The 24,838-nt window shown below is 48.7% G+C and carries 25 protein-coding genes and 2 other annotated features; of the genes, 1 reads left to right on the forward strand and 24 read right to left on the reverse strand.

Going from position 1 to position 24,838, the window contains the following annotated elements:
• Window positions 1-69: 69 nt before the first annotated feature.
• From rpsG to FGI41_RS23930, 22 genes are all read right to left on the reverse strand, one after another.
• Complete coding sequence (gene rpsG, locus FGI41_RS23825) at window positions 70-540, reverse strand: 30S ribosomal protein S7 (protein WP_139492801.1); 471 nt, start codon at window positions 538-540, stop codon at window positions 70-72.
• 63 nt (window positions 541-603) lie between these two features.
• The gene (rpsL, locus tag FGI41_RS23830) at window positions 604-1,041 is read right to left on the reverse strand and encodes a 30S ribosomal protein S12 (RefSeq protein WP_139492802.1); all 438 of its coding nucleotides are present in this window, start codon (window positions 1,039-1,041) and stop codon (window positions 604-606) included.
• Between the two features lie 118 nt (window positions 1,042-1,159).
• Window positions 1,160-1,414, reverse strand: coding sequence for a 50S ribosomal protein L7ae-like protein (locus FGI41_RS23835; RefSeq protein ID WP_139492803.1), 255 nt, complete (start codon window positions 1,412-1,414; stop codon window positions 1,160-1,162).
• Window positions 1,415-1,590: 176 nt separating this feature from the next.
• Window positions 1,591-5,208: a DNA-directed RNA polymerase subunit beta' gene (gene rpoC, locus FGI41_RS23840; RefSeq protein ID WP_139492804.1), complete on the reverse strand. Its 3,618-nt coding sequence runs from the start codon at window positions 5,206-5,208 to the stop codon at window positions 1,591-1,593.
• A 29-nt stretch (window positions 5,209-5,237) separates the two neighbouring features.
• Window positions 5,238-8,777 (reverse strand): DNA-directed RNA polymerase subunit beta, encoded by a 3,540-nt coding sequence (rpoB, locus tag FGI41_RS23845; protein WP_139492805.1) that lies wholly within the window; start codon window positions 8,775-8,777, stop codon window positions 5,238-5,240.
• Window positions 8,778-9,022: 245 nt separating this feature from the next.
• Complete coding sequence (locus FGI41_RS23850; protein ID WP_139492806.1) at window positions 9,023-9,622, reverse strand: class I SAM-dependent methyltransferase; 600 nt, start codon at window positions 9,620-9,622, stop codon at window positions 9,023-9,025.
• An 89-nt stretch (window positions 9,623-9,711) separates the two neighbouring features.
• The gene (gene rplL, locus FGI41_RS23855) at window positions 9,712-10,074 is read right to left on the reverse strand and encodes a 50S ribosomal protein L7/L12 (protein WP_139492807.1); all 363 of its coding nucleotides are present in this window, start codon (window positions 10,072-10,074) and stop codon (window positions 9,712-9,714) included.
• A 27-nt stretch (window positions 10,075-10,101) separates the two neighbouring features.
• Window positions 10,102-10,617, reverse strand: a complete 516-nt coding sequence (gene rplJ, locus FGI41_RS23860) for a 50S ribosomal protein L10 (RefSeq protein ID WP_139492808.1) — start codon at window positions 10,615-10,617, stop codon at window positions 10,102-10,104.
• A gap of 26 nt (window positions 10,618-10,643) precedes the next feature.
• Window positions 10,644-10,809 (reverse strand) — a sequence feature (ribosomal protein L10 leader region).
• Window positions 10,810-10,861: 52 nt separating this feature from the next.
• Entirely contained in the window at window positions 10,862-11,545 is a 684-nt protein-coding gene (rplA, locus tag FGI41_RS23865; protein ID WP_139492809.1) for a 50S ribosomal protein L1, read from the reverse strand.
• A gap of 113 nt (window positions 11,546-11,658) precedes the next feature.
• The gene (rplK, locus tag FGI41_RS23870) at window positions 11,659-12,084 is read right to left on the reverse strand and encodes a 50S ribosomal protein L11 (RefSeq protein ID WP_139492810.1); all 426 of its coding nucleotides are present in this window, start codon (window positions 12,082-12,084) and stop codon (window positions 11,659-11,661) included.
• Window positions 12,085-12,275: 191 nt separating this feature from the next.
• A complete protein-coding gene (gene nusG, locus FGI41_RS23875; protein WP_139492836.1) occupies window positions 12,276-12,812 on the reverse strand; it encodes a transcription termination/antitermination protein NusG in 537 nt (178 codons plus the stop codon).
• Window positions 12,813-12,856: 44 nt separating this feature from the next.
• A complete protein-coding gene (secE, locus tag FGI41_RS23880) occupies window positions 12,857-13,072 on the reverse strand; it encodes a preprotein translocase subunit SecE (RefSeq protein ID WP_139492811.1) in 216 nt (71 codons plus the stop codon).
• 30 nt (window positions 13,073-13,102) lie between these two features.
• On the reverse strand, window positions 13,103-13,255 hold the full coding sequence (gene rpmG / locus FGI41_RS23885) for a 50S ribosomal protein L33 (protein ID WP_255298618.1): 153 nt from the start codon (window positions 13,253-13,255) through the stop codon (window positions 13,103-13,105).
• Window positions 13,256-13,542: 287 nt separating this feature from the next.
• Complete coding sequence (gene sigH, locus FGI41_RS23890) at window positions 13,543-14,193, reverse strand: RNA polymerase sporulation sigma factor SigH (protein WP_139492812.1); 651 nt, start codon at window positions 14,191-14,193, stop codon at window positions 13,543-13,545.
• An 84-nt stretch (window positions 14,194-14,277) separates the two neighbouring features.
• Window positions 14,278-14,805: an NYN domain-containing protein gene (locus FGI41_RS23895; RefSeq protein ID WP_139492813.1), complete on the reverse strand. Its 528-nt coding sequence runs from the start codon at window positions 14,803-14,805 to the stop codon at window positions 14,278-14,280.
• Between the two features lies 1 nt (window position 14,806).
• Entirely contained in the window at window positions 14,807-15,562 is a 756-nt protein-coding gene (gene rlmB / locus FGI41_RS23900; protein WP_139492814.1) for a 23S rRNA (guanosine(2251)-2'-O)-methyltransferase RlmB, read from the reverse strand.
• A complete protein-coding gene (locus tag FGI41_RS23905) occupies window positions 15,559-15,969 on the reverse strand; it encodes a Mini-ribonuclease 3 (protein WP_139492815.1) in 411 nt (136 codons plus the stop codon). The genes rlmB and FGI41_RS23905 overlap by 4 nt, the downstream gene beginning before the upstream one ends.
• 15 nt (window positions 15,970-15,984) lie before the next feature.
• The gene (cysS, locus tag FGI41_RS23910) at window positions 15,985-17,391 is read right to left on the reverse strand and encodes a cysteine--tRNA ligase (protein WP_139492816.1); all 1,407 of its coding nucleotides are present in this window, start codon (window positions 17,389-17,391) and stop codon (window positions 15,985-15,987) included.
• Window positions 17,372-18,043 (reverse strand): serine O-acetyltransferase, encoded by a 672-nt coding sequence (cysE, locus tag FGI41_RS23915; RefSeq protein WP_139492817.1) that lies wholly within the window; start codon window positions 18,041-18,043, stop codon window positions 17,372-17,374. Before cysE ends, cysS begins: the two co-directional genes overlap by 20 nt.
• Before the next feature lie 74 nt (window positions 18,044-18,117).
• Window positions 18,118-18,357, reverse strand: a binding site (T-box leader).
• Between the two features lie 18 nt (window positions 18,358-18,375).
• Window positions 18,376-19,848: a glutamate--tRNA ligase gene (gene gltX / locus FGI41_RS23920; protein WP_139492818.1), complete on the reverse strand. Its 1,473-nt coding sequence runs from the start codon at window positions 19,846-19,848 to the stop codon at window positions 18,376-18,378.
• A 38-nt stretch (window positions 19,849-19,886) separates the two neighbouring features.
• On the reverse strand, window positions 19,887-21,077 hold the full coding sequence (locus FGI41_RS23925; RefSeq protein WP_139492819.1) for a bifunctional 2-C-methyl-D-erythritol 4-phosphate cytidylyltransferase/2-C-methyl-D-erythritol 2,4-cyclodiphosphate synthase: 1,191 nt from the start codon (window positions 21,075-21,077) through the stop codon (window positions 19,887-19,889).
• Window positions 21,078-21,096: 19 nt separating this feature from the next.
• Window positions 21,097-22,188 (reverse strand): PIN/TRAM domain-containing protein, encoded by a 1,092-nt coding sequence (locus FGI41_RS23930; RefSeq protein WP_139492838.1) that lies wholly within the window; start codon window positions 22,186-22,188, stop codon window positions 21,097-21,099.
• Window positions 22,189-22,469: 281 nt separating this feature from the next.
• Between FGI41_RS23930 and FGI41_RS23935 the strand changes: the two genes are divergently transcribed.
• The gene (locus FGI41_RS23935) at window positions 22,470-22,865 is read left to right on the forward strand and encodes a nucleoside triphosphate pyrophosphohydrolase family protein (protein ID WP_139492820.1); all 396 of its coding nucleotides are present in this window, start codon (window positions 22,470-22,472) and stop codon (window positions 22,863-22,865) included.
• A 105-nt stretch (window positions 22,866-22,970) separates the two neighbouring features.
• Here the strand turns inward: FGI41_RS23935 and pssA are convergent, their stop codons facing one another.
• Both pssA and disA read right to left on the reverse strand, forming a co-directional pair.
• On the reverse strand, window positions 22,971-23,699 hold the full coding sequence (gene pssA, locus FGI41_RS23940) for a CDP-diacylglycerol--serine O-phosphatidyltransferase (RefSeq protein ID WP_139492821.1): 729 nt from the start codon (window positions 23,697-23,699) through the stop codon (window positions 22,971-22,973).
• Between the two features lie 92 nt (window positions 23,700-23,791).
• Window positions 23,792-24,838, reverse strand: a complete 1,047-nt coding sequence (gene disA / locus FGI41_RS23945) for a DNA integrity scanning diadenylate cyclase DisA (RefSeq protein ID WP_139492822.1) — start codon at window positions 24,836-24,838, stop codon at window positions 23,792-23,794.

Consider the following 24,838-nt stretch of genomic DNA (forward strand, 5'->3'; position numbering starts at 1 on the left):
CGCTCCCTTCTTTTACTCATATATATGAGATTATGCGGGCATTCCCAAGAATACCCGCTATTCTAAAACCTACCAGCGATAGTGTGCAAACGCTTTGTTTGCTTCAGCCATCTTGTGAGTGTCCTCACGTTTTTTCACAGCGCTACCAGTGTTGTTAGCAGCATCCATGATTTCGTTAGCCAAACGTTGTTCCATGGTTTTCTCACCACGGTTACGTGCGTAGTTAACGAGCCAACGAAGTCCGAGAGTAGTACGGCGCTCAGGTTTTACTTCGATTGGTACTTGATAGTTAGCACCACCTACACGGCGTGCTTTAACTTCAAGAACTGGCATGATGTTTTTCAGAGCTTCTTCGAACACTTCCATAGGGTTGCGTCCAGTACGCTCTTGTACGAGGTTGAATGCGTTGTAGAGAAGGTTTTGCGCTACACCGCGTTTACCATCGAGCATCAAACGGTTAATCAAGCGAGTAACCAATTTGCTGTTGAAAATCGGGTCCGGCAATACGTCACGACGAGTGACAGGGCCTTTACGTGGCATCAAGTTCGCCTCCTTTGCCTATTAATGAGGATTTCATTAGAAAGACCGCTTGATCAAGCGATCTTATTTTTTCTTAGCGTCGCCTTTACCAGCTTTAGGACGCTTCGTTCCGTATTTGGAACGGCCTTGCATACGGTTGTTAACACCAGCAGTGTCAAGAGCACCGCGAACGATGTGGTAACGTACCCCTGGCAAGTCTTTTACACGACCACCGCGAACGAGCACAACGCTATGTTCTTGCAGGTTGTGACCGATACCGCCGATGTATGCTGTAACCTCGATACCGTTGGTCAAGCGCACACGAGCGTATTTACGAAGCGCGGAGTTCGGTTTTTTTGGTGTCATGGTACCTACACGAGTGCAGACACCACGTTTTTGTGGAGAGCTTTGGTTCGTTTGGGACTTCTTGAAGCTATTGTACCCCTTTTGGAGAGCTGGGGACTTAGACTTTACAACTTTGTCCTTACGACCTTTACGAACTAATTGGTTCATTGTAGGCATGATCGATATCCTCCTTCCTTAACCTTTATGAAGACCACAGATCCAGGTGAGTCATATTTAGGTCAAAATAGAAGTCTTTGCTAGAGTAATCTCTAAAGAGACTATCAACAAAAACGAATTAACTACTTTTCTTGATCGCAGCTGTCGCTGCTCCCACCTCGATTCCACAAGCTTTGCCTAGGCGTCGCATGGAATCAACATATATGACTGGCACACCCTTCTCAGTACAAAGGAGTGCGATTTTTTGCGTCAGACGTTTGTCCGCATCTTTGGCGATGTAAACTTCGGAAACGATGTTTTGTTCAATCGCTTTCGCCGTCTGATTTATACCGATCGTCAACTCCTTGGCCCACTCTACTTTTTCATAAGACATGTCATCCATATCCTCCAAAGCGTTGAGTATCAGGCGCACTAGAACATCTTATCAGGTCATCATATAAAAGTCAACACTCTATCATCAAAAAATGATAGTTTTTTATAAAAAAGACAGAGCAGAGTGCCCATCAGCTGGCGATGAGCACCTGAACTCTATGCTTTTTCCTTACTTTACTACTCTACTGGAACTGCTTGCAGCTCATCATTCTGTGCGGCAAGAGCTTCTTCACCAGTCATTACCTTGGTAGAACGGTAACGGGACATACCGGTACCTGCTGGGATCAGCTTACCAATAATAACGTTCTCCTTGAGACCGAGGAGACGGTCCACTTTTCCTTTGATCGCTGCATCTGTGAGGACACGGGTAGTCTCCTGGAAGGATGCTGCGGACAGGAAGGAGTCGGTTTCAAGAGATGCTTTGGTGATACCAAGAAGTACAGGACGACCAACCGCAGGATTGCGGCCTTCGATGAGTACTTTGGCATTGGCTTGCTCGAATTCGTGAGTCTCGACGAAGGAGCCAGGCAACAGATCTGTGTCACCGGAATCAACAACGCGCAGCTTGCGAAGCATCTGACGGATCATAACCTCAACGTGCTTGTCGTTGATTTCTACCCCTTGCATACGGTATACCTTCTGTACCTCTTGGAGGATATAGTTGGATACGCCACGCAGACCACGGACTTTGAGCATTTCTTTCGGGTCAACAGAACCCTCGGTGAGCTCGTCACCGGCGTTGAGTTTGGCACCCATGGTAACTTTGATACGGGAACCGTATGGAGCCGCGTATTCTTTGTTCTCTGCTTCACCGCGGATTTCGATGATCCGACGGTCTTTATCTTCACGAATGCTGACGACTTCACCGTCGATTTCAGTGATCACCGCTTGACCCTTAGGATTACGCGCTTCGAAAAGCTCTTGGATACGCGGCAAACCTTGGGTGATGTCGTCCCCTGCTACCCCACCTGTATGGAATGTACGCATGGTGAGCTGTGTACCTGGTTCACCGATGGACTGAGCGGCGATAATACCGACAGCTTCCCCGATTTCAACCTCAGCACCAGTCGCCAGGTTACGGCCATAGCAAAGTTTGCAGACACCATGACTGGTGCGGCAAGCAAGTACGTTACGGATATATACATCTTTGATACCGAGTTTTTGGATCAGCTCGGCGGTTTCTTCTGTGATCTCTTCATTACGGCCCACGATAACCTCTTTGGTCTCTGGGTGACGGACAGTCTCAAAGCACGTACGACCTTCAAGACGATCGCTGAGCTTCTCGATTTCTTCTTTTCCGTCTGTAATGGCAGTGACACGGATACCTTTATCAGTACCACAATCCACTTCACGCACGATTACGTCTTGTGCTACGTCAACGAGACGACGGGTCAGGTAACCTGAGTCCGCTGTACGGAGCGCCGTATCGGCAAGACCTTTACGCGCACCATGCGTAGAAATGAAGTACTCGAGTACGGTGAGGCCTTCACGGAAGTTAGATTTGATCGGCAACTCGATGATTCGACCAGATGGGTTCGCCATCAGACCGCGCATACCAGCCAGCTGAGTGATCTGGGACACGTTACCACGGGCACCGGAGTTAGCCATCATGAAGATCGCGTTGAACTTGCTCATGGATTTCATGAGGACTTCGGTAACTTCGTCTTTTGCTTTGGACCAGATGGAGATTACACGGTCATAACGCTCGTCATCGGTGATGAGACCGCGACGGTATTGCGTAAGTACTGCTGCAACCTTCTCATCGGCCGCTTCAAGAATCTCTTGCTTCTTAGCCGGTACAACGATATCCGCAACGGCGATCGTGATCCCTGCTTTGGTAGAGTACTTGAAGCTGAGTTCTTTGATTTTATCAAGGATGATAGACGTTTGAGTTGTTCCGAAACGGCGGAAGCATTCTGCGATGATGGTTCCGAGGAAGCCTTTTTTCACCGCGCCTGGATCCGGGATGTTCTTCATGAACTCTTTAACGTCTTGACCTTTTTCGAACATAAAGTATCTGTCCGGCACGCCGTTAGCCAGGTTCGCTTTGGTAGGCTCGTTGATAAACGGCAAGTCGGTTGGGAAGATCTCGTTGAAGATGATCTTACCGACAGTGGTAACGAACAGAGAATTGTTTTGTGCTTCGGTAAAGGATTCTTTATTCAGGCTCTTCGCAGGAACCACGATACGGGTCTGCAAAGTGATATAGCCGTTTTCATACGCAGCAATCGCATCTGCAGGGTCACGGAATACGGAACCTTCACCACGGTCACCTTCGCGCTCGAGAGTGATGTAGTAGGAACCAAGCACCATGTCCTGGGATGGAGTAACAACCGGCTTACCGTCTTTCGGGTTGAGGATGTTTTGTGCTGCGAGCATGAGAATACGTGCTTCTGCCTGTGCTTCTGCGGACAGTGGAACGTGAACCGCCATCTGGTCACCGTCGAAGTCCGCATTGTAAGCGGTACATACGAGCGGGTGAAGACGAATCGCACGACCTTCTACGAGGACAGGTTCGAACGCCTGAATCCCGAGACGGTGCAAAGTGGGGGCACGGTTGAGGAGTACTGGGTGTTCTTTGATTACTTCTTCAAGAACGTCCCATACTTCCGGCTGTACGCGTTCAACTTTGCGTTTTGCAGATTTGATGTTGTGCGCAAGACCTTTTGCGACGAGCTCTTTCATCACGAATGGTTTGAACAGCTCAAGCGCCATTTCTTTTGGCAGACCGCATTGGTACATACGCAGGTTAGGACCTACTACGATAACGGAACGACCGGAGTAGTCTACACGTTTACCGAGCAGGTTTTGACGGAAGCGACCCTGTTTACCCTTGAGCATGTGGCTCAGGGACTTGAGTGGACGGTTACCTGGGCCTGTTACCGGACGGCCGCGACGACCGTTGTCGATCAGCGCGTCGACTGCTTCTTGCAGCATGCGCTTCTCGTTTTGCACGATAATGTCAGGTGCGCCGAGCTCAAGGAGACGCTTCAGACGGTTGTTACGGTTGATTACACGGCGATACAGGTCATTCAGGTCGGAAGTCGCAAAGCGGCCACCGTCGAGCTGTACCATCGGACGAAGCTCTGGTGGAATAACCGGAAGTACGTCGAGAACCATCCAGTCTGGGTGGTTGCCGGAGTTACGGAATGCCTCAAGCACTTCCAAACGCTTGATCGCACGGGTGCGGCGTTGGCCTTGAACGGTTTTCAGCTCTTCTTTCAGGGACTCTACGTCCTTTTCCAGATCGATTTCAGCAAGCAGGCGCTTGATCGCCTCTGCCCCCATCATCGCTGTAAACGCATTGCCGTATTTCTCACGGTAGTTACGGTATTCTTTCTCAGAGAGAAGTTGTTTTTTATCGAGTGGAGTGTCACCAGCATCAACTACCACGTAGGATGCGAAATAGATGACTTCTTCCAGGGAACGCGGGGACATGTCAAGGACAAGACCCATACGGCTTGGAATGCCTTTGAAATACCAGATGTGGGACACAGGAGCAGCAAGCTCGATATGACCCATACGCTCACGGCGTACTTTTGCACGGGTTACTTCAACACCGCATCGGTCACAAACAACGCCTTTGTAGCGTACACGTTTGTATTTACCGCAATGACATTCCCAGTCTTTTGTTGGACCGAAAATACGTTCACAGAACAGACCGTCTTTTTCCGGTTTCAACGTACGATAGTTGATCGTTTCTGGTTTTTTGACTTCCCCGAAAGACCACGAACGGATCTTTTCGGGGGAGGCCAAACCAATTTTCATATATTCAAAGTTATTGACGTCTATCACAGGGCGTTACCTCCCTTTGTACCGGTATCTTACTCTTCGTCTGCAGCATGAATCGTTTCAGGTAAGAGATTTAACTTCTCACCATTGCCTTCGTCCTCATCATCCATCTCGCGCATTTCGATCTCTTGCTCATCTTCAGAGAGGATTTTTACGTCCATACCCAAGCTTTGAAGTTCTTTGATCAGAACTTTGAAGGACTCAGGAACACCCGGCTCCGGCACGTTTTCGCCTTTGACGATCGCTTCGTACGTTTTCACGCGGCCCACGACGTCGTCAGACTTAACGGTGAGAATTTCTTGCAAGGTGTAAGCAGCGCCATATGCTTCAAGCGCCCATACCTCCATCTCCCCGAAACGCTGACCACCGAATTGGGCTTTACCACCCAGTGGCTGCTGTGTAACGAGAGAGTATGGTCCAGTAGAACGAGCATGGATTTTGTCATCAACCAAGTGAGCCAGCTTCAGCATGTACACGCAGCCTACCGTTACACGGCGGTCAAACGGTTCACCTGTGCGGCCATCGAACAGAAGGGTTTTACCATCGCGGTCAAGACCTGCTTCTTCGAGCGTTTTGAACACATCGTTTTGACGTGCACCGTCGAATACAGGGGTTGCTACGTGGATACCGAGCATCTTCGCAGCCATACCCAAGTGTGTCTCAAGTACCTGACCGATGTTCATACGGGATGGTACGCCCAGTGGGTTCAGAACGATCTCAACTGGAGAACCATCTGGCAGGAACGGCATATCCTCTTCTGGCATGATACGGGCGATAACCCCTTTGTTACCGTGGCGGCCCGCCATCTTGTCACCGACAGAGATTTTACGTTTTTGGGCGATGTATACGCGAACCAGTTGGTTAACACCTGGTGGGAGTTCGTCGCCATTGTCACGGGTGAATACTTTCACGTCTACGATGATACCGGAACCACCGTGTGGTACACGCAGGGAGGTATCACGTACTTCACGTGCTTTTTCACCAAAGATCGCATGCAGGAGGCGTTCTTCTGCAGTCAGCTCGGTTACACCCTTAGGCGTTACTTTACCAACGAGAATATCTCCGTCTTTGATCTCTGCACCGACACGTACGATTCCGCGTTCGTCGAGATTCTTGAGCGCATCTTCACCGACGTTCGGGATGTCGCGGGTGATTTCTTCTGGTCCAAGCTTGGTGTCGCGTGCTTCGGACTCGTATTCCTCGATATGGATGGACGTGTAGACGTCATCTTTTACGAGTTTTTCACTCAGCAGGATCGCGTCCTCGTAGTTGTAACCTTCCCAAGTCATGAACGCTACGATTACGTTACGGCCAAGTGCCAATTCACCTTTTTCGGTGGATGGTCCATCACCGATGATGTCGCCAGGTACGATCCAGTCGCCTGCTTTTACGATCGGGCGTTGGTTGATACAAGTACCTTGGTTGGAACGGATGAATTTGTGCAATTTATATTTATCGATATCGCCGGCTACTTTCTTGCCGTCGATTTCTTTGTATCTGCGTACCAAGATCTCTCTCGCAGTTACACGTTCAACTTGACCAGGCCATTTTGCAACGACTGCAACACCGGAGTCTTGCGCCGCTTTGTGTTCCATACCAGTACCCACGAATGGAGCTTGTGGAATCAAGAGTGGAACGGCCTGACGTTGCATGTTCGATCCCATGAGCGCGCGGTTCGCGTCGTCGTTTTCGAGGAACGGGATGAGCGCTGTCGCAACGGATACGACTTGTTTCGGGGATACGTCCATGTAGTCAACCTTATCGCGCGGTATGGACAAGATCTCACCTTTACGACGGCAGATAACAGTCTCATTGACGAAGTTACCTAATTCGTCGAGCGGTTGGTTCGCCTGAGCGACGTTGAATACATCTTCCTCGTCAGCAGTCAGGTATTCGATTTCTGTCAGTACACGACCGGTTTCGGCGTCTACTTTACGGCGTGGTGTTTCGATGAAGCCGTAGTCATTGATACGTGCAAAAGTAGAAAGGGAGTTAATCAAACCGATGTTCGGACCCTCTGGTGTCTCGATTGGACACATACGGCCATAGTGGGAGTGGTGAACGTCGCGCACTTCGAAGCCCGCGCGCTCACGCGTGAGACCACCAGGACCCAGGGCGGACAGACGGCGTTTGTGTGTCAGCTCAGCAAGCGGGTTGGTCTGATCCATGAACTGGGAGAGCTGGGAGCTTCCGAAGAACTCCTTGATCGCCGCAATCACAGGACGGATGTTGATCAACGCTTGTGGAGTGATTTGGTTCTGGTCTTGGATGGACATACGCTCGCGAACGACGCGCTCCATACGGGAAAGACCAATACGGAATTGGTTTTGCAGAAGTTCACCAACAGAACGCAGACGACGGTTACCCAAGTGGTCGATATCGTCTGTCGTACCTACTTTGTGGAGCAGGTTGATGAAGTAGTTAATCGCAGCCACGATGTCCGCAGGCGTGATGTGCTTAACAGACATGTCGATGTTTGCGTTACCAATGATTTTGATCACTTTGCCTTCATCGCTGAAAATATCAACGGATTGCAGGCGGATGTTGCTTTCATCCAAAACGCCGCCACTTGTGTGAACATCAATGTGTCCAACGTGGGATTCAAGCGCAGGCAAGATTTTATCAAGGACACGACGGTCAATGATTTGGCCTGCTTCTGCGATGATCTCACCTGTGTTGCGGTCAACGAGAGTTTCCGCAAGGCGTTGGTTGAACAGACGGGTTTTGATATGAAGCTTCTTGTTCATTTTGTAACGACCAACAGAAGCCAGATCATAGCGTTTCGGGTCGAAGAAGCGGGAGATCAACAAGCTCTTCGCGTTTTCCACTGTTGGTGGTTCGCCTGGACGCAGACGCTCATAAATCTCGATGAGAGCCTTCTCCGTAGAGTCTGTGTTGTCTTTTTCCAAGGTGTTGACAACAAACTTCTCGTCATGACCCAGCAAATCAAGAATATCTTTATCAGAGCCAAAACCTAATGCACGCAAGAGAACAGTAACTGGGATCTTACGCGTACGGTCGATACGCACATAAATAATATCCTTCGCGTCTGTTTCGAGTTCGAGCCATGCACCACGGTTTGGAATCACGGTAGCGGTGAAAGTCTGCTTGCCGTTCTTATCAACTTTGGTGTTATAGTAAACACTAGGGGAACGAACGAGCTGACTGACGATTACACGCTCTGCACCATTGATAATGAAGGTGCCTGTTTCTGTCATCAGCGGGAAGTCACCCATAAAGACTTCCTGCTCCTTCACTTCCCCCGTCTCCTTATTCAGAAGACGAACTTTGACACGTAATGGAGCAGCGTATGTAACGTCGCGTTCCTTTGATTCATCAACGTCATACTTCGGCTCACCTAAGCTGTAGTCAATGAACTCCAGCACCAAGTTACCCGTGAAATCTTGAATAGGCGAAATGTCCTGAAACATTTCACGCAGTCCTTCATCCAAGAACCATTGGTAGGATTTTTGCTGAATCTCAATCAGGTTAGGGAGACCCAGTACTTCATTAATACGAGAATACGTGCGACGCTGGCGGTGTCGACCGCACTGAATCACTTTACCTGCCAACTCATTCACCCCTCATGCTTGTGTTTTCACACAAAAATAAAAATGGGTTAAACCAGTAACCTCATTTTTAGCAAAGAATCTCTATTCTAAAAGAATTCCCAGCTTTTCACACGTTTATTCCACAGTTAATAGAAAAACGTGAAAAAAACAGTTGACAAAACAGGGATTTCTTGAATTAGACAATAGACCCATATTGACATTATATAATGCTAACACAAGGAAAATACCACGTCAATAGTGGATTGCTACTTTTTTCTTGCACAGAAAATCAGGTAGCCTTTGCTCTTGTCTGCCTCTTCTACTTCACCGAAAAGTTCCATAAGCTTTTTATAAGCTGATGGAGCTCCTTGTTTCTTCTGAATGACGACCCACATCTGACCGCCTGGATTCAACAGATCGTACCCCTCGGAAAAAATCCGGTGAACCGTCTCTTTACCGGCACGGATCGGTGGGTTGGTGAGGATGACATCGAAGCTTCGTCCCTGAACAGCTTCATATACGTCGCTGACCAGGATCTCTACATTATGTATTCCATTGGCCTTGGCGTTGCGTTTGGCCAGTTCCACCGCTCGTTCATTCACATCAATCATTGTTACCTGTCCCTGATCAGCAATCCGGGCTGCAGCCAATCCGATCGGGCCGTATCCGCAACCTACATCCAATACTTTTGCTGTACGATCAAAATTCATCGTCTCTATCAAAAGTACACTGCCAAAGTCTACCCTCTCCCTTGAAAATACACCTGAGTCTGTCGTGAATCGATAGGAATGATCACGCAGCGTAAACGTATATTCTCTTTCATCATGAGTAGCATTTGGACGATTTGTGTAGTAATGGTCGCTCACAGCAGACACACCTCTTTGCGGTTTAGGGATGGTAAAAGAATAAAATCCCCCTGCCGTGCAGGCAAGGGGATTTGCGCGGAAGAAATTAATTACTTAACTTCTACAGATGCGCCAGCTTCTTCAAGCTTAGCTTTGAGTGCTTCAGCTTCGTCTTTGGAGATGCCTTCTTTAAGAGTTTTTGGAGCGTTGTCAACGAGGTCTTTTGCTTCTTTCAGGCCGAGACCAGTAAGTTCGCGAACCACTTTGATAACGTTGATTTTGGAAGCACCACCGGAAACGAGGTTAACGGTGAACTCAGTTTGTTCAGCAGCTGCTTCTGCGCCGCCGCCAGCTACTACAGCTACAGGAGCAGCAGCAGTTACGCCGAATTCTTCTTCAATTGCTTTTACGAGATCGTTCAGTTCGAGAACGGACATACCTTTAATCGCTTCAAGGATTTGGTCTTTAGACATTATATTTTCCTCCTTAATATTAACTGATTAAGCGCCTTGGCCTTCTTTTTGTTCGGATACTGCTTTGACTGCAAGCGCGAAGTTGCGGACTGGCGCTTGGAGTACGGAAAGAAGCATAGAAAGGAGACCTTCGCGGTTTGGAAGAGCTGCAAGAGCTTTAATCTCATCTGCGCTTACTACCTTACCTTCGATGATACCGCCTTTAATTTCGAGCTTCTCATTTTTCTTCGCGAAGTCAGCGAGAATCTTAGCTGGAGCAATTACGTCTTCTTTAGAGAACGCGATTGCGTTTGGTCCAGTAAGTTGATCGTCAAGATCGCTCAGACCTTCTTGCTTAGTAGCCAGACGAGTCAAAGAGTTTTTGTAAACTTTGAAATCGATACCAGCTGCACGCATTTGGCTGCGGAGTTCAGTAACTTGAGCTACTGTCAAACCACGATAGTCAACAACTACAGTAGAAACGCTCTCGCGGAGCTTAGTTGCGATCACACCGATTTCTTGAACTTTTTCTTCACGAATTACGGTTGGACGAATTTCTGCCATGTTTACACCTCCCGTGCTATAACCTATTGCTTAATGAAAAATGCCCCCGCAGACTCGCGAGGGCATAATGTCTATCAAAAGAGCATGTCCAAGACAAAACTCTTAATCTTCCATTATACACACCTCGGAGGGTTATTAAGCGTTCCGCTGGCGGCCCGCACCTTCTGTCTACGGCATGAACATGATTCAGTTCAATTCAACAGGATTTATCATACCAACTTCCGAGGTGGAAGTCAAGTAGTAATTATCTTACATCAACGCGAACGCCAGGGCCCATAGTGGAGCTTACTGTTACGTTCTTCATGTATACACCTTTAGCAGCAGCTGGCTTCGCACGGTTGAGTGCTTCAGTCAGAGCAGCGAGGTTTTCAGCCAATTTCTCAGTATCGAAGGATACTTTACCGATTGGCGCGTGGATGATACCTGTTTTATCTACACGGTATTCGATCTTACCGGCTTTGATTTCATTAACGGCTTTGGTTACGTCGAAAGTAACAGTACCGGTTTTAGGGTTTGGCATGAGGCCTTTTGGACCGAGTACACGACCCAATTTACCTACTTCACCCATCATGTCCGGAGTTGCAACTACTACGTCGAAATCGAACCAACCGCCTTGGATTTTAGCGATCATATCGGATTCGCCTACGAAGTCAGCACCAGCTGCTTCTGCTTCTTTCGCTTTCTCGCCTTTTGCGAAAACGAGAACGCGTTGTACTTTACCAGTACCGTGTGGAAGTACAACAGCACCACGAATTTGTTGGTCAGCACGCTTAGGGTCTACACCGAGACGGTAAGCTGCTTCTACAGTTTCATCGAACTTAGCTGTTGCTACTTCTTTAACGAGTGAGATACCTTCTGCAACAGCGTAAACTTTGTTCTTGTCTACTTTCTTTGCAGCTTCTTGGTATTTTTTACCATGTTTTGGCATGTTGTAAATCTCCCTTCAAATGTGGTCGTAGCGGTTTAATCCTCCCACAGAACAGGGGTACATGCTTGTACCCCTGAGAGCAACGAAACAATTGTGTAAACGGAAGACAATGATTAGTCTTCGATTACGATACCCATGGAACGGGCAGTACCTTCGATCATACGCATAGCTGCTTCAGTATCAGCTGCGTTGAGGTCAGGTTTTTTGAGTTCTGCGATTTCACGTACTTTATCACGCTTAAGAGTTGCAACTTTAGTCTTGTTAGGCACACCGGAACCGGATTCGATACCAGCCGCTTTTTTCAAGAGAACTGCTGCAGGTGGAGTCTTGGTGATGAAAGTAAAGGAACGGTCTTCGAATACAGTGATCTCAACTGGGATAATCATACCCACTTCGCTCTCTGTACGCGCGTTGAATTCTTTACAGAAACCCATGATATTAACACCAGCTTGACCGAGTGCCGGACCTACTGGAGGTGCAGGGTTCGCTTTACCTGCTGGAATTTGTAATTTAATTACGCGGATAACCTTCTTAGCCACGTAAAACACCTCCTTCAAATGTGGTTATGCGGGGGACTCCCCCCTCCCACTTGTAGTGAAAAAGTTCTTTATGTAATAAGAACTTCTTATATATAGTGAGACGGGAACCGCATGATTCTGCTTGCTGATTCCAGAAACAAATTGAAATTTACCACATGTAGCGATACTTTTCAAGTTGTTTCATATGGAAATTAGTCTAATTTCATAACTTGCGTATAATCCAACTCGACTGGCGTCTCGCGCCCAAAAATGTCCAACAACACGCGAACCTTTTGTTTGTCTGTCTGGATCTCAATGATTTCACCGGTACGACCAGTGAAAGGGCCGTCTTGTACACGCACCATATCGCGAAGTTCGAAATCAATCTTGACTTTCGGCGCATCGATACCCATTTGTTTGAGGATCGTTTCCGCTTCCCCTGGAAGTAGCGCGGTCGGTTTGGAGCCTGCTCCAGAAGAGCCGACAAAGCCCGTAACTCCAGGTGTGTTGCGCACGACATACCATGAGTCGTCCGTCATCACCATCTCAACAAGCACGTAACCCGGAAATACCTTTTTCGTCACAGTGCGCTTTTTGCCGTCCTTCGTCTCTACCTCTTCTTCGGTAGGAACGAGCACGCGGAAGATCTTGTCCTCCATGCCCATGGACTCAACACGTTTTTCCAGATTCGTTTTTACCTTGTTTTCATACCCAGAGTAGGTATGAACTACATACCATGCTTTTTCCATATCCACGCGGACGAAAACCGTCCGTCCCTCCTAGGTTCGAATAATTACTTGCCCAATACCCATTCGATTAGGCTAGAAATGCCTAAGTCAACACCGAACAAAAATACCGCGAGTAGCGTTATTGTAACCAAAACAATAAGCGTGTATGATGTAAGCTCTTTGCGGTTCGGCCAACGGACTTTTTTCAACTCTGAAAAAACATCACCGATAAATCCACCAGAACGGCGGAAGCCAGATCCAACTCTCGAAAGAAAACTCATAACGCCACCCCCAGACTTGGTGCTGCCATCTTACTTCGTTTCGCGATGGACTGTAGGCTTTTTATCGCGGGAGCAGTACTTCTTCAGCTCGATGCGCTCTGGGTTGGTACGCTTGTTCTTGGTGCTGATATAGTTACGTTCACCACATTCAGTGCACGCCAACGTAATGTTTACTCGCATCATTGACACCTCCATATCATCTCATACCTGTATAAAAGAAAAAGCATTGAACTACACGGAAAAAACCGCTACTTTTTTCCAATCATTCACAGAAGTAACCATAGATCTCTCTATGGCTACCTGAATAAATTTATCATACATGGTCATATGATGTCAATAAAACATCTTGACAATGCGGATAGTCATAAGCGTATTCATTTTAAAAAAATTACGAAACAAACAAGGAATTTCTTTTTGAGAAGCGAATAAACTAATTATACGGTAAATTGCTGGAGAGATTGAATTGGCGCTTACAATTGAATCTCTCTACCCTCCAAATAGCGCTCGAGCTTACGCTTGACGCGTTGCAGGGCATTATCGATCGACTTCACATGACGGTCAAGCTCGACGGCGATCTGTTGATAGGAACGCCCATCTAGGTACAGCATAAGAACCTGGCGCTCCAAGTCGCTCAGAATCTCGCTCATCTTGCCTTCAATGTCATCGAACTCTTCGCGGTTAATGAATAATTCCTCAGGATCGGTCACTTTGGTTCCGCAGATTACATCCAGCAGAGTGCGGTCCGAATCCTCGTCATAAATAGGCTTGTCCAACGATACGTAGGAGTTGAGTGGAATATGCTTCTGCCTGGTTGCCGTCTTAATCGCCGTAATAATCTGGCGGGTGATGCACAATTCGGCAAAAGCTTTAAACGATGTCAGCTTATCTCCTCGAAAATCGCGGATGGACTTGTACAAACCAATCATGCCCTCTTGCACGATATCCTCACGATCTGCCCCAATCAAAAAATAAGAACGAGCTTTGGCCCGCACAAAATTCTTATACTTATTGATCAGGTATTCTAAGGCCTCTGCGTCGTTTTCTCTTACTAACTCTACCACTTCTTCGTCGGACATCAGGTCAAATTGACTATGCTTGAGCTCTCTTAGTTCAACACTCACCTACATCCCTCCGACTTCCAACTGGTTACATAAGATAGTGTTAATTATACATGATGCCGTAAAAAGGCGTCAACCAACTGCCTTTTATTCTCTTCTCCATTTTTCGAATATTTTCGCTATATCGTCATTTAGGGAAATCCGTGTACTAAAGCGGTCTTCTTTTGTTTTGTCGACCGTTTCTTTGATCTCCTTGCCTGTACTTTCTATATCTAACAGCAACTCCCGCGCGGATTTGCGCAGTGCTCCCTGCCCGAAGATAACACGCTGCGAGGTATAATCTGAGGTTGCTACATATATTTGTCGATTTTTCTCGAAATATTCGTGGACAAGCTTCTCAATTTTTTCATCCGCGGTCTCTTTTTCTTTTGTAAAGTATATATCAATCAAATATTCATTTTGAATACGACCAAGCCCTGGGACCATGTAAGCGTCAAAAACGACGATTACTTTGGTCCCAGAGTAGCTTTGGTAGTCAGCCAGCATGGAAATCAGTTGATCGCGCGCTTCATCCATCAACTCTTTATCCTTGAGATCGCGCAGCTTTGGCCATGCGCCTATGATATTGTAGCCATCGACGATCAACATGGATTTTGGCTTTTTTTTGCGTGCCATCTTATTTCACCCGTGCTGGAAGCGGATTGCGCGAACGGTGAACTTCGTACATGAGCAGTGCTGCTGCAACAGAAGCGTTGAGAGAGGTGACTTGTCCGACCATCGGCAAACGATAGAGGAAATCACAGTTTTCACGGACCAGACGGCTCATTCCTTTGCCTTCGCTTCCGATCACGATGGCAATTGGCATGGTGAAGTCGCCTTCACGGAAATCCTGCTTGCCTTGGGCATCCGTACCGGCGATCCAGAAGCCTGCGTCTTTGAGGTCTTTCATGGTCTGTACGATGTTGGTGACACGGGCCACCGGTACATATTCGATCGCCCCGGCAGATGCTTTGGCTACGGTTGCGGTCAGACTGACAGAGCGGCGCTTTGGAATGATGACACCGTGAGCACCGACTGCATCTGCTGTACGCAGGATTGAGCCGAGGTTATGCGGGTCTTCGAGTTCATCGAGGATGATAACGAATGGCTGCTCGTTCTTTTCCTTGGCGCGGGCAATCATATCCTCGACTTCGATATAGTCATAGGCAGCGACGGACGCGATGACACCTTGGTGGTTTTCCGTTCCGGAGAGCAGATCCAGTTTTTTGCGGTTGGCGTTGCTGATGACGATGCCATTCTCCTTCGCCAAGGCAAAGACAGGGCCCATCTGTTTTTGATTGACTCCTTCTGCAATGAAAATTTTGTTGATGGTGCGGCCTGATCTGAGCGCCTCAATAACCGGATTCTTACCGACAATCCATTCTTCACTCATATGCTTTCTGCTCCTTCCACGATGGCGAATGCCTGCTGAATGATTTCAGCGAGACGATCATCTTGTCCGTTCAAATATAGATAGCCGATCAATGCTTCAAAGGCTGTAGCGTGCCGATAATCGATGATATCGGCATTTTTGGCTGATGAGCCTGATTTGGCGTTGCGTCCGCGCCGCACCTCCCGTTGTTCCTCTTCGGTGAGCTGCGGCATCAATGCATGCAGGATGGTTGCCTGTGCTTTGGCGGATACGTAACGCTTGGTTTCTTTGTGTAAATCATTGGGTTTCGCGATCCCCTTCGCAATCAGGTGATAGCGGACACAGTGCGAGTAGGTCGCATCCCCTAAGAATGCGAGCACAAGCGAATTGGCTTGTTTGGGATCGCGGGTCAATGGCTCTCTGAACATGACAGTATATGCTCCTTATTTACGGCGCCAACGAACGCCTTGCGGGGTGTCTTCGAGGATGATGCCTTTTTCGGTCAACAGGTCACGGATTTCATCGGCGCGGGCAAAATTGCGGGATTTGCGTGCTTCGGTACGCTCTACGATCAGCGCTTCGACCTCTTCTGCGAGAAGTGGTGCCTCTTCAACCAGAATGAGACCAAGCACCTCAGACATCTCTTCAAACAGCTCTTTGTAAGCACGCAGTTCGATGACACCGACATTATCGTTGCGAAGATAAAGGTTTACTTCTTTAGCCAAATCAAACAAAACCGTGATTGCATTGGCGGTATTAATATCATCGCTCAGCTCTTCGATGAAACGTTGACGCAGTTCAGAGACGATACGTGCTTGCTCCTCCGCCAAGCCATTCGGCTCTTCCGGGCGGGCTGTTGTAAAGCGATGCCCGATGCTGGTATAAGCATTTTTGATCCGTTCCAGCCCATTAGCCGCTTGTTCGAGCAGTTCGCTGCTGAAGTTGATCGGGCCGCGGTAGTGACCTGTCAGCATGAAGAAACGGATCAATTGACCGCCGTGTTGTCCGATCAGGTCTTTGGCGAGGACGAAGTTGCCGAGCGATTTGGACATCTTCTCATTATTGATATTGAGCATTCCGTTGTGCAGCCAGTAGCGGGCGAATACCTTGCCGGTGTAGCACTCGGATTGAGCGATCTCGTTTTCGTGGTGCGGGAAGGTCAGGTCTGTACCACCTGCGTGAATGTCGATGGTTTCGCCAAGGAATTTGAGCGCCATCGCTGAGCACTCGATGTGCCAGCCTGGTCGCCCTTGGCCCCACGGACTTTCCCAGGAAATTTCCCCTGGCTTCGCTGCTTTCCACAATGCAAAATCAAGCGGGTTTTCTTTTTTCTCACTGATCTCGATACGTGCACCTGCCTGCAGGTCTTCGAGTGGCTGATGGGACAGCTTGCCGTATTCTTCGAAGCGGTTGGTGCGGAAGTAGACATCGCCTTCACTTTCATAAGCGAAGCCTTTTTCGATCAGACCGGAAATGAATTCGATAATCTCCGGAATCGTGTTCATCACTCGCGGTTGGATATCCGGCGGCAACACATTGAGTCCTTGCAGATCTGCGTTGTAAGCGTCTGTGTAGCGGTCTGCCAGCTCGTGGACGGTCGTCTCTTCTTCATTGGCGCGGCGGATCAGTTTGTCATCGACATCGGTGATGTTTTGGACGAATGTCACCTCATAGCCGCGGTACTTCAAAAAGCGGCGCAGCGTGTCAAAGATGATCGCCGGTCTGGAGTTTCCTATATGAATATAATTATAGACAGTTGGCCCGCAGACATACATTTTTACTTTGCCCTCTTCAAGCGGGACGAACACTTCTTTTTGCTTGGTCATCGTGTTATACAAGCGAATGCTCATTTTGGTTGTTCTCCTTTTCCTTTTGCAATGAATGAACTTGGTTCCGCAGGCTTTCAATCTCATTTTGCATTTGGCGGATCATATCAAGGACAGGGTCAGGCAGATTGACGTGGTCGAGGTCGCGTTTGACCTTTTTCCCGTCTTGCATCACAATACGGCCCGGGATACCGACAACCGTAGAATTGGGTGGAACGGGTTGCAATACGACAGAACCTGCCCCGATCTTGGAGTTGTCACCAATCTTGAATGAACCGAGAACTTTGGCTCCGGAGGCGATGATCACGTTGTTGCCGACGGTCGGATGGCGTTTGCCTTTTTCTTTACCGGTACCACCCAACGTAACTCCCTGATAGATGGTTACATCGTCCCCCACCTCACAGGTTTCCCCGATTACTACTCCCATCCCGTGGTCGATGAACAGACGGCGTCCAATCGTTGCTCCTGGATGGATCTCAATTCCTGTGATAAAACGGGCTAACTGTGAGACGATACGGGCTAAAGTCGTAAACCCTCTGCGCCACAACGGATTTGAAATTCTGTGCATCCAAATGGCATGTAGCCCTGAATAAGTCATAATCACTTCCATCCGGCTTCTGGCGGCCGGGTCTTGTTCAAATACTACTTCGATGTCTTCCTTCATTCGTCCCCACATACCAATTCGCCTCCTGTCCAACCATGTTATCGAATAAAACAAAAACACCGTCTCACGCCTGCTTCATATACAGGCACAGAGACGGTGTTCACCGCGGTTCCACTCTGCTTGGATCTTACTTATTGGGAAGATCCCGCTCAACTCCCGTAACGTGGGCGAAACGTGTGAACCTACTTCCGAAACTGGTTATGTTCCCGGGTTCGGGTCACATGCTCACAGGTGCATTTCTAAGGGTAAGCGACGAATGGCTTCCACCTGGTCCATTCTCTCTGGTGACGCTTGCTCCTTGTACTTCTCCTGTTCAGCGCATTTGGCTGTATGCGGTTGTCGATCTATGCTCCTTGACGCTCGGAGATGACTCGCTCCAAGCGGGTAAGTACTTGTTCACGACCGATCAGGTACAGAGATTGGTCGAGGTCGCGACCGTGCGCCTGTCCAGTAGTCGCTACACGGACTGGCATGAAGAGCGCTTTGCCCTTATGACCGGTTTCTTTTTGTACGGCTTTGAGTGACGCCTTGATCGTTTCTACAGTATATTCGCCTTGCTCCTCAAGGTGCTTCTTAAAGGATGCCAGTACCTCTGGAACCTGCGGCTCGGTAAGAACTGCTACCGCTTCTTCATCATACACCACTTCATCAAGGAAAAACAATGCGGAGAGCGGTACGATCTGCGCGCAATAGGACATCTGCTCTTGGTAGAGTCCGACGATTCCTTTGACACGCTCATACCCTGCTTCGGACAGGTTTTCTTCGATGAAGCCTGCTTTTTGCAGGTGTGGGATACACATATCAGTAATCAGCTCAAGCGGCTTCGCTTTGAGATAGTGGTTGTTCATCCAGTTCATCTTGGTAGAATCGAACACCGCTGGAGATTTGTTGACGCGCTCCAGTGAGAAGATATCGATGATCTGCTCTTTGGAGAAGATCTCTTCTTCACCGCCTGGGGACCAGCCCAGCAGAACGAGGAAGTTGACGATCGCTTCCGGCAAGAACCCAAGATCACGGTACTGCTCGATGAATTGGATGATGCTCTCATCGCGCTTACTCATCTTTTTGCCTTCTTGGTTGAGGATGAGCGCCAAGTGAGCGAATTGTGGAGCTTCCCAGCCGAACGCTTCGTAGATCATGAGCTGACGAGGCGTGTTGGACAAGTGCTCCTCCCCACGGACAACGTGGCTGATCTTCATCAGATAGTCGTCGATTACAACCGCGAAGTTGTAGGTCGGGATTCCATCCGGACGGCAGATAACGAAGTCACCCATGTCGCTGGTATCAAACGTAACCTCACCGCGGATCGAGTCGTTCACGACATAGCTGCGGCCCTCTGGTACGAGGAAGTGAACGGACGGGGTACGCCCTTCAGCTTCGTATTGGGCTTTTTGCTCTGGTGTTACATGGCGGTGGTGCTCTGCGATCTTCGGTGTCTCGTTGCGGGCGATTTGCTCTTCACGCTCAGCGTCCAGCTCTTCCTTGGTCGCGTAGCAGTAGTAGGCTTTGCCTTCTGCGAGGAGTTGGTCAATATAGCCGCGGTAGATATCAAGACGCTCCATTTGACGGTATGGAGCATATGGGCCGCCGATATCCATGGACTCGTCCCAATCGACGCCGAGCCATTTGAGGTTTTCCATTTGTTTCTCCGCTGCGTTCTCTACATTGCGGGTTTGGTCTGTATCTTCAATGCGTACGATGAACTTGCCACCGTTTCTGCGTGCATACAAGTAGTTAAATAATGCGGTACGTGCACCGCCGATATGTAAATGACCGGTCGGGCTGGGTGCGTAACGCAAACGGAATTCCCTAGTCATGTCGACACCATCCTTCTATTCTATACCAGTTCATCATACTACTTCGATTCTTGCTTGACAAGCAAACACACGGCTTGGGCGGCAATGCCTTCCCCACGTCCGGTAAACCCGAGTTTTTCAGTCGTGGTTGCTTTGATATTCACCTGAGAAAGGTCAGCATCGAGCGCGACCGAGATCAGTTCCTGCATGGAGATGATGTGCGGAGCCATCTTCGGCGCCTGTGCGATGATCGTCGCATCGAGGTTACCCAGCTCGTAGCCGCGCGCTTTAGCCATTTTCCAGCAGTGCAGGAGGAGCTTTAAGCTGTCTGCGTCTTTAAATCGTGGATCCGTATCTGGAAAATGACGCCCGATATCCCCTTCTCCGATCGCACCGAGGATCGCATCGGTAATCGCGTGAAGCAACACATCGGCGTCAGAGTGGCCGAGCAGCCCCTTTTCATAAGGAATGGTGATACCGCCGATAATCAGCGGGCGGCCTTCCACCAGTTGATGTACGTCAAAACCTTGTCCAATTCGCATCATAGGTACCTTACTCCTTTTATTTTTACGCTTGCGCAGTATCTCTTCCCCAAAGACCAAATCTTCTGGAGTCGTTATTTTGATATTCTCATAGCTTCCCATCACAACCGTCACCGGATAGCCCATCCACTCGACAAGGCTCGCATCATCCGTCCCCAAGAGGCCCGCCGCCATAGCTCTGGCATGTGCCTCAATCACGAGAGAAAGACGAAAAGCTTGTGGGGTCTGAACCGCCCACAAGCTCTCACGCCGAGGTGTAGCCTCGACCACCCCTTCCGGATTAACCACTTTGATCGTATCCTTGACGGGTACGGCCACAATGATTGCATCGGCTTCGCGTACTTTTTCGATCGTCTCGCTGATTTGCGCCGGGGTGATGAAGGGTCTTGCCGCATCGTGGATCAGGACGTACTCGCAGGAGGGAGACAGGGCAGCCAGACCACTGCGGACACTGTCCTGTCGCTCCGCTCCGCCCAATGCGAGCTTCACATCATAGGGTACGGTGGAGGCCCATTCTTCGATATCGGGGAGGTCTTGCTCACTGATGACCAAAACCACCTCACCGATCTCTGGATGATCCGCAAACACTTGTACGGTATGCTCCAGTATCGGCTTATCCTCAAGCGTCAGCCAAATTTTGTTGTATCCGGCTCCCATGCGTTTGCCGGAACCAGCCGCGACAATCACCACACCTGTATCCACGTTCATTACCCTCTCTTCAATTCCTCTACAGTGCTTTTTCCAACAGCTTCGGCTTGGCAAAAATCATACGGCCTGCCGACGTCTGCAATACGCTGGTAACCAGTACTTCAATCTCGGTACCGATATAATCTCGGCCACCCTCGACGACGATCATCGTACCGTCATCGAGATACGCAACGCCCTGACCGTACTCTTTCCCGTCTTTGATGACTTGCACATGCAATTCTTCACCTGGGAGTACAACCGGTTTTACGGCATTCGCCAAATCATTGATATTAAGCACAGGGACACCCTGCAATTCGCACACTTTATTCAGGTTGAAGTCGTTGGTGACGACCTTCCCGTTCAGGACCTTCGCCAGCTTGATGAGCTTACTGTCTACCTCAGTGACGTCTTCGAAGTCGCCCTCGTAGATCTGAACGTTGACCTTCAGCTCTTTTTGAATTTTGTTGAGGATATCAAGACCACGGCGTCCACGGTTGCGCTTGAGCACGTCAGACGAGTCTGCGATATGCTGCAGCTCCTCTAAGACGAAGCCTGGGATAACCAACGCGCCCTCGATGAAGCCTGTGCGGCAGATATCCGCAATCCGTCCATCAATAATCACGCTCGTGTCCAAAATCTTATGCTCTACGTTCGCAGCAAGACCACTGTTTTCCTTTTTGTTCTTGTCTTTGCGCCCGATGGCAAACACGGACATGATCTCATCCTTCTTCCGGAACCCCACCTGGAAGCCAAGATACCCAAGCAGAGCAGAAACAAACAGCGGCAAAAAATCTCCTACGACCAGAATCGGAATGCTATTGATGGGCAGGAATAATAAAAAGGCAACGATAAGTCCAATAATTAACCCCAATGCTCCGAACATCACATCGGTAATCGGCAGTTTCAGGAGCATCTCTTCTCCCCAATGGACCGTGTTGACTACATAATCGACCAGCCAGTTCGTCAAGAAGAAAAACAATACTGCACCCAGGGCTGCACCAAAATACGGCTGTGCAGGAACCTCTCCAAAATTAAGCATTTCATTCAAGAAAGAGAACAATTGTGGCCCAAACTGGTATCCCAGACCTCCACCGATCAAAACAAAGAAGACTTTTGTGATTCGCTTTAACAACATGCAGTTCACCTCCTTTTATTAATATAGACAGAAGATGGAACAAAAAACCCTGTCTTGCGAGAAAGAAGCCAATCATTTTTTTTCATCATAAACTTACCCCTCACTATAACAAATGATTTTTTGCCGTGTCAAATAGCTGTAAATTTTAACATATTAACGCAACATAGGTCAATATAAAACATATGCAATTTGACATGAACAAATCAATCTTTTTATAATGGGAAAAGAATGTAAGAACATTCTGACGAAATGCTCATCCCAGATTAGAGGTGATGTACATGTCCGGCAACAATTTGGATGATTTTCAACAACAGGTGTCTCAATTGCTCATCCGGCATCGGAGCGTGCTTGACATCCTCTCCAAAACGCAAGAAACGACGGCCCGCGTCAATCGTGCTCTGACCAAATCGATTACGGAATGCGGCTGTGTGGAAGTGTCCGCCAACAAACAGACGTACGACCCGACAGCGAGCGTCGAAGAGAACCGGGAGCATCTCGGTACCCATTTTCATGGCGAGCTGTGTGAGCACTGCCATGAGGTGCTGACGGCGGAAATGGGAAAGGCCCTGTTTTACCTGACGTCCCTGTGCAACCTGACTGACATCAAACTGTCCGATGTAATGAAAACGGAACAAACCAGGCTTCAGACTCTGGGAGTATTTAATCTCTCCTAAGCACAAAAAGGCACATCTATTTATACTACGAACGAGGTGCCTATAAAGTTGCAAAAACCCCGTTGAAAATTCTCAACGGGGTTTTTTATGCGAGTCACGTGCCTTTCATTCAAAAGGCAGTGTCTTTTCATCGGAGATGTCTTTCTTTTTGAACTTTTTAATCATGATCTCCACGTTTTTTTTTACCCCGTAGAGAGCGTACAAGATCAGCGGCAAGAAGACCAGTTTCGGGAAGTCTTGCGGGAACTTGACGGCGACGAGGATCACCAGACCGACGATCACTGGGATAATCCAGTAGGCGCCTTTTGGGATGCCGACTTTTTTGAAGTTCGGGTATTTGACTCGGGAAATCATGAGGTACGCGAGAAGCAGCATACCAAGCGGGAGCATCAGCTTCGGGAACACCTGATAGAACAGGGCAAAGGTAGCGAGAACGCCGCCTGCTGCCGTAATCGGCAAGCCGATAAAGTAACCCGGCGTGCCTGCCTGCACGTTAAAACGGGCCAGACGCAGTGCACCGCAGATCGGGAAAATCGCTGTGATAAGGATACCGACCAACTGGAATTCTTGGAGCACCGCCACATACATGATAAAGGCTGGTGCGACACCAAACGTAATGACATCAGACAAGGAGTCCAACTCTTTCCCAAACTCACTCTGCGCATTGAGCATACGCGCGACACGTCCGTCTAATCCGTCAAGTAACATACCTATGATGACCGTGATGGCTGCATAACTGACGTAGTCAAGTCCCTGAAAAGCGAGGATGATCGCAACAATCCCCAAGAACAGATTGCCTACTGTCAGCATGTTCGGCAATGCTTTTAGAAGCATAGGGTACCTCCATATCTTTGATCCCGTAGTGTTATGACAGGGAAACATGTATTGGTAAGAAAGGAAAGCATAATGCCTTAATACTAGTCAAACTAGATGTGTCTGTCAATGAACACTTGCTCCTGGATTCGTTTGAGGCCGTCCTTGATCGCTCTTGCACGTACTTCTCCGATTCCTTCCACTTCATCTAATTCTTCGATCGTCGCCATGGTGATCTGATTGATGTTGTGGAAATGCTGGACGAGATTGGAGATGATCGTTGCCGGCAGACGCGGGATCTTGTTGAGTACCCGGTAGCCGCGCGGCAGGACGGATTCATCGGCCGGATTGGTCGTGTAGGAGTAGCCTAACAGACGCAGGAAGGAGCTTGGTTCAAGCAGCTCATCGGACGTCAGCTTATTCATCTCCTTGAGCACCTGATGCGGGTCGGCCTTCTTGTCGCGGCTGTAGTCGAGGATCAGCATAAAGGCTTCATCCTCTACATTGGCGACCAATTCCTCCAGCTGCATGCTGATCAGGCGGCCTTCTGTTCCGAGCTCGAGCACGTATTTATTGATTTCTGTCTTAATGCGAAGCACCATCTCAATCCGTTGCATGACCGAGATGATTTCGTGGATGGTCACCAGCTCTTCGAATTCCAGTGCGGTTAGATTGGTCATCGACTGATCGAGGACAGATTTATACTTTTCCAAGGTCTGAACCGCTTGATTCGCCTTGGTGAGGATGACACCGATATCCTTGAGTACATAGCGGTGTGAGCCTTGGTACAGGGTGATGACATTACGCCGCTGGGAGATGGCAATCACCAGATGATGTGTCTGTTTGGCAGTGCGCTCTGCGGTGCGGTGACGGGTTCCGGTCTCAATCGAGGGCACATTGACAGACGGGGTAAGCTGGGCATTGGCAATCAGAATCTTTTTGGCATCTTCACTTAATATTATCGCCCCATCCATCTTCGCCAATTCATAAATATTCGCTGGAGAGAAGTCGCAATTAATGGAAAAGCCTCCATCGACAATATTTTTCATGTCGGAACCATAGCCCACCACAATGAGAGCACCTGTCTTCGCACGAAGTACGTTTTCTAAACCTTCTCGAAAGGGTGTGCCAGGGGCGACAAAACGTAAAGCTTCTAACAT

Origin of the sequence: Brevibacillus dissolubilis, from assembly GCF_006170445.1 — a bacterium.
Taxonomy (GTDB): domain Bacteria; phylum Bacillota; class Bacilli; order Brevibacillales; family Brevibacillaceae; genus Brevibacillus_B; species Brevibacillus_B dissolubilis.

Coding starts and splice junctions, on each gene's coding strand:
- rpsG (WP_139492801.1), bottom strand. CDS start 540: ATGCCACGTAAAGGCCCTGTCACTCGTCGTGACGTATTGCCGGACCCG.
- cysE (WP_139492817.1), bottom strand. CDS start 18,043: ATGTGGGGACGAATGAAGGAAGACATCGAAGTAGTATTTGAACAAGAC.
- FGI41_RS23925 (WP_139492819.1), bottom strand. CDS start 21,077: ATGAACGTGGATACAGGTGTGGTGATTGTCGCGGCTGGTTCCGGCAAA.
- secE (WP_139492811.1), bottom strand. CDS start 13,072: ATGAGTTTTCTTTCGAGAGTTGGATCTGGCTTCCGCCGTTCTGGTGGA.
- rpmG (WP_255298618.1), bottom strand. CDS start 13,255: ATGATGCGAGTAAACATTACGTTGGCGTGCACTGAATGTGGTGAACGT.
- cysS (WP_139492816.1), bottom strand. CDS start 17,391: ATGAGCATTCGCTTGTATAACACGATGACCAAGCAAAAAGAAGTGTTC.
- rplA (WP_139492809.1), bottom strand. CDS start 11,545: ATGCCAAAACATGGTAAAAAATACCAAGAAGCTGCAAAGAAAGTAGAC.
- rpsL (WP_139492802.1), bottom strand. CDS start 1,041: ATGCCTACAATGAACCAATTAGTTCGTAAAGGTCGTAAGGACAAAGTT.
- rlmB (WP_139492814.1), bottom strand. CDS start 15,562: ATGAGTGAAGAATGGATTGTCGGTAAGAATCCGGTTATTGAGGCGCTC.
- disA (WP_139492822.1), bottom strand. CDS start 24,838: ATGTTAGAAGCTTTACGTTTTGTCGCCCCTGGCACACCCTTTCGAGAA.
- rplL (WP_139492807.1), bottom strand. CDS start 10,074: ATGTCTAAAGACCAAATCCTTGAAGCGATTAAAGGTATGTCCGTTCTC.
- FGI41_RS23935 (WP_139492820.1), top strand. CDS start 22,470: ATGTCCGGCAACAATTTGGATGATTTTCAACAACAGGTGTCTCAATTG.
- FGI41_RS23905 (WP_139492815.1), bottom strand. CDS start 15,969: ATGTTCAGAGAGCCATTGACCCGCGATCCCAAACAAGCCAATTCGCTT.
- FGI41_RS23835 (WP_139492803.1), bottom strand. CDS start 1,414: ATGTCTTATGAAAAAGTAGAGTGGGCCAAGGAGTTGACGATCGGTATA.
- pssA (WP_139492821.1), bottom strand. CDS start 23,699: ATGCTTCTAAAAGCATTGCCGAACATGCTGACAGTAGGCAATCTGTTC.
- rplJ (WP_139492808.1), bottom strand. CDS start 10,617: ATGGCAGAAATTCGTCCAACCGTAATTCGTGAAGAAAAAGTTCAAGAA.
- nusG (WP_139492836.1), bottom strand. CDS start 12,812: ATGGAAAAAGCATGGTATGTAGTTCATACCTACTCTGGGTATGAAAAC.
- FGI41_RS23895 (WP_139492813.1), bottom strand. CDS start 14,805: ATGGCACGCAAAAAAAAGCCAAAATCCATGTTGATCGTCGATGGCTAC.
- gltX (WP_139492818.1), bottom strand. CDS start 19,848: ATGACTAGGGAATTCCGTTTGCGTTACGCACCCAGCCCGACCGGTCAT.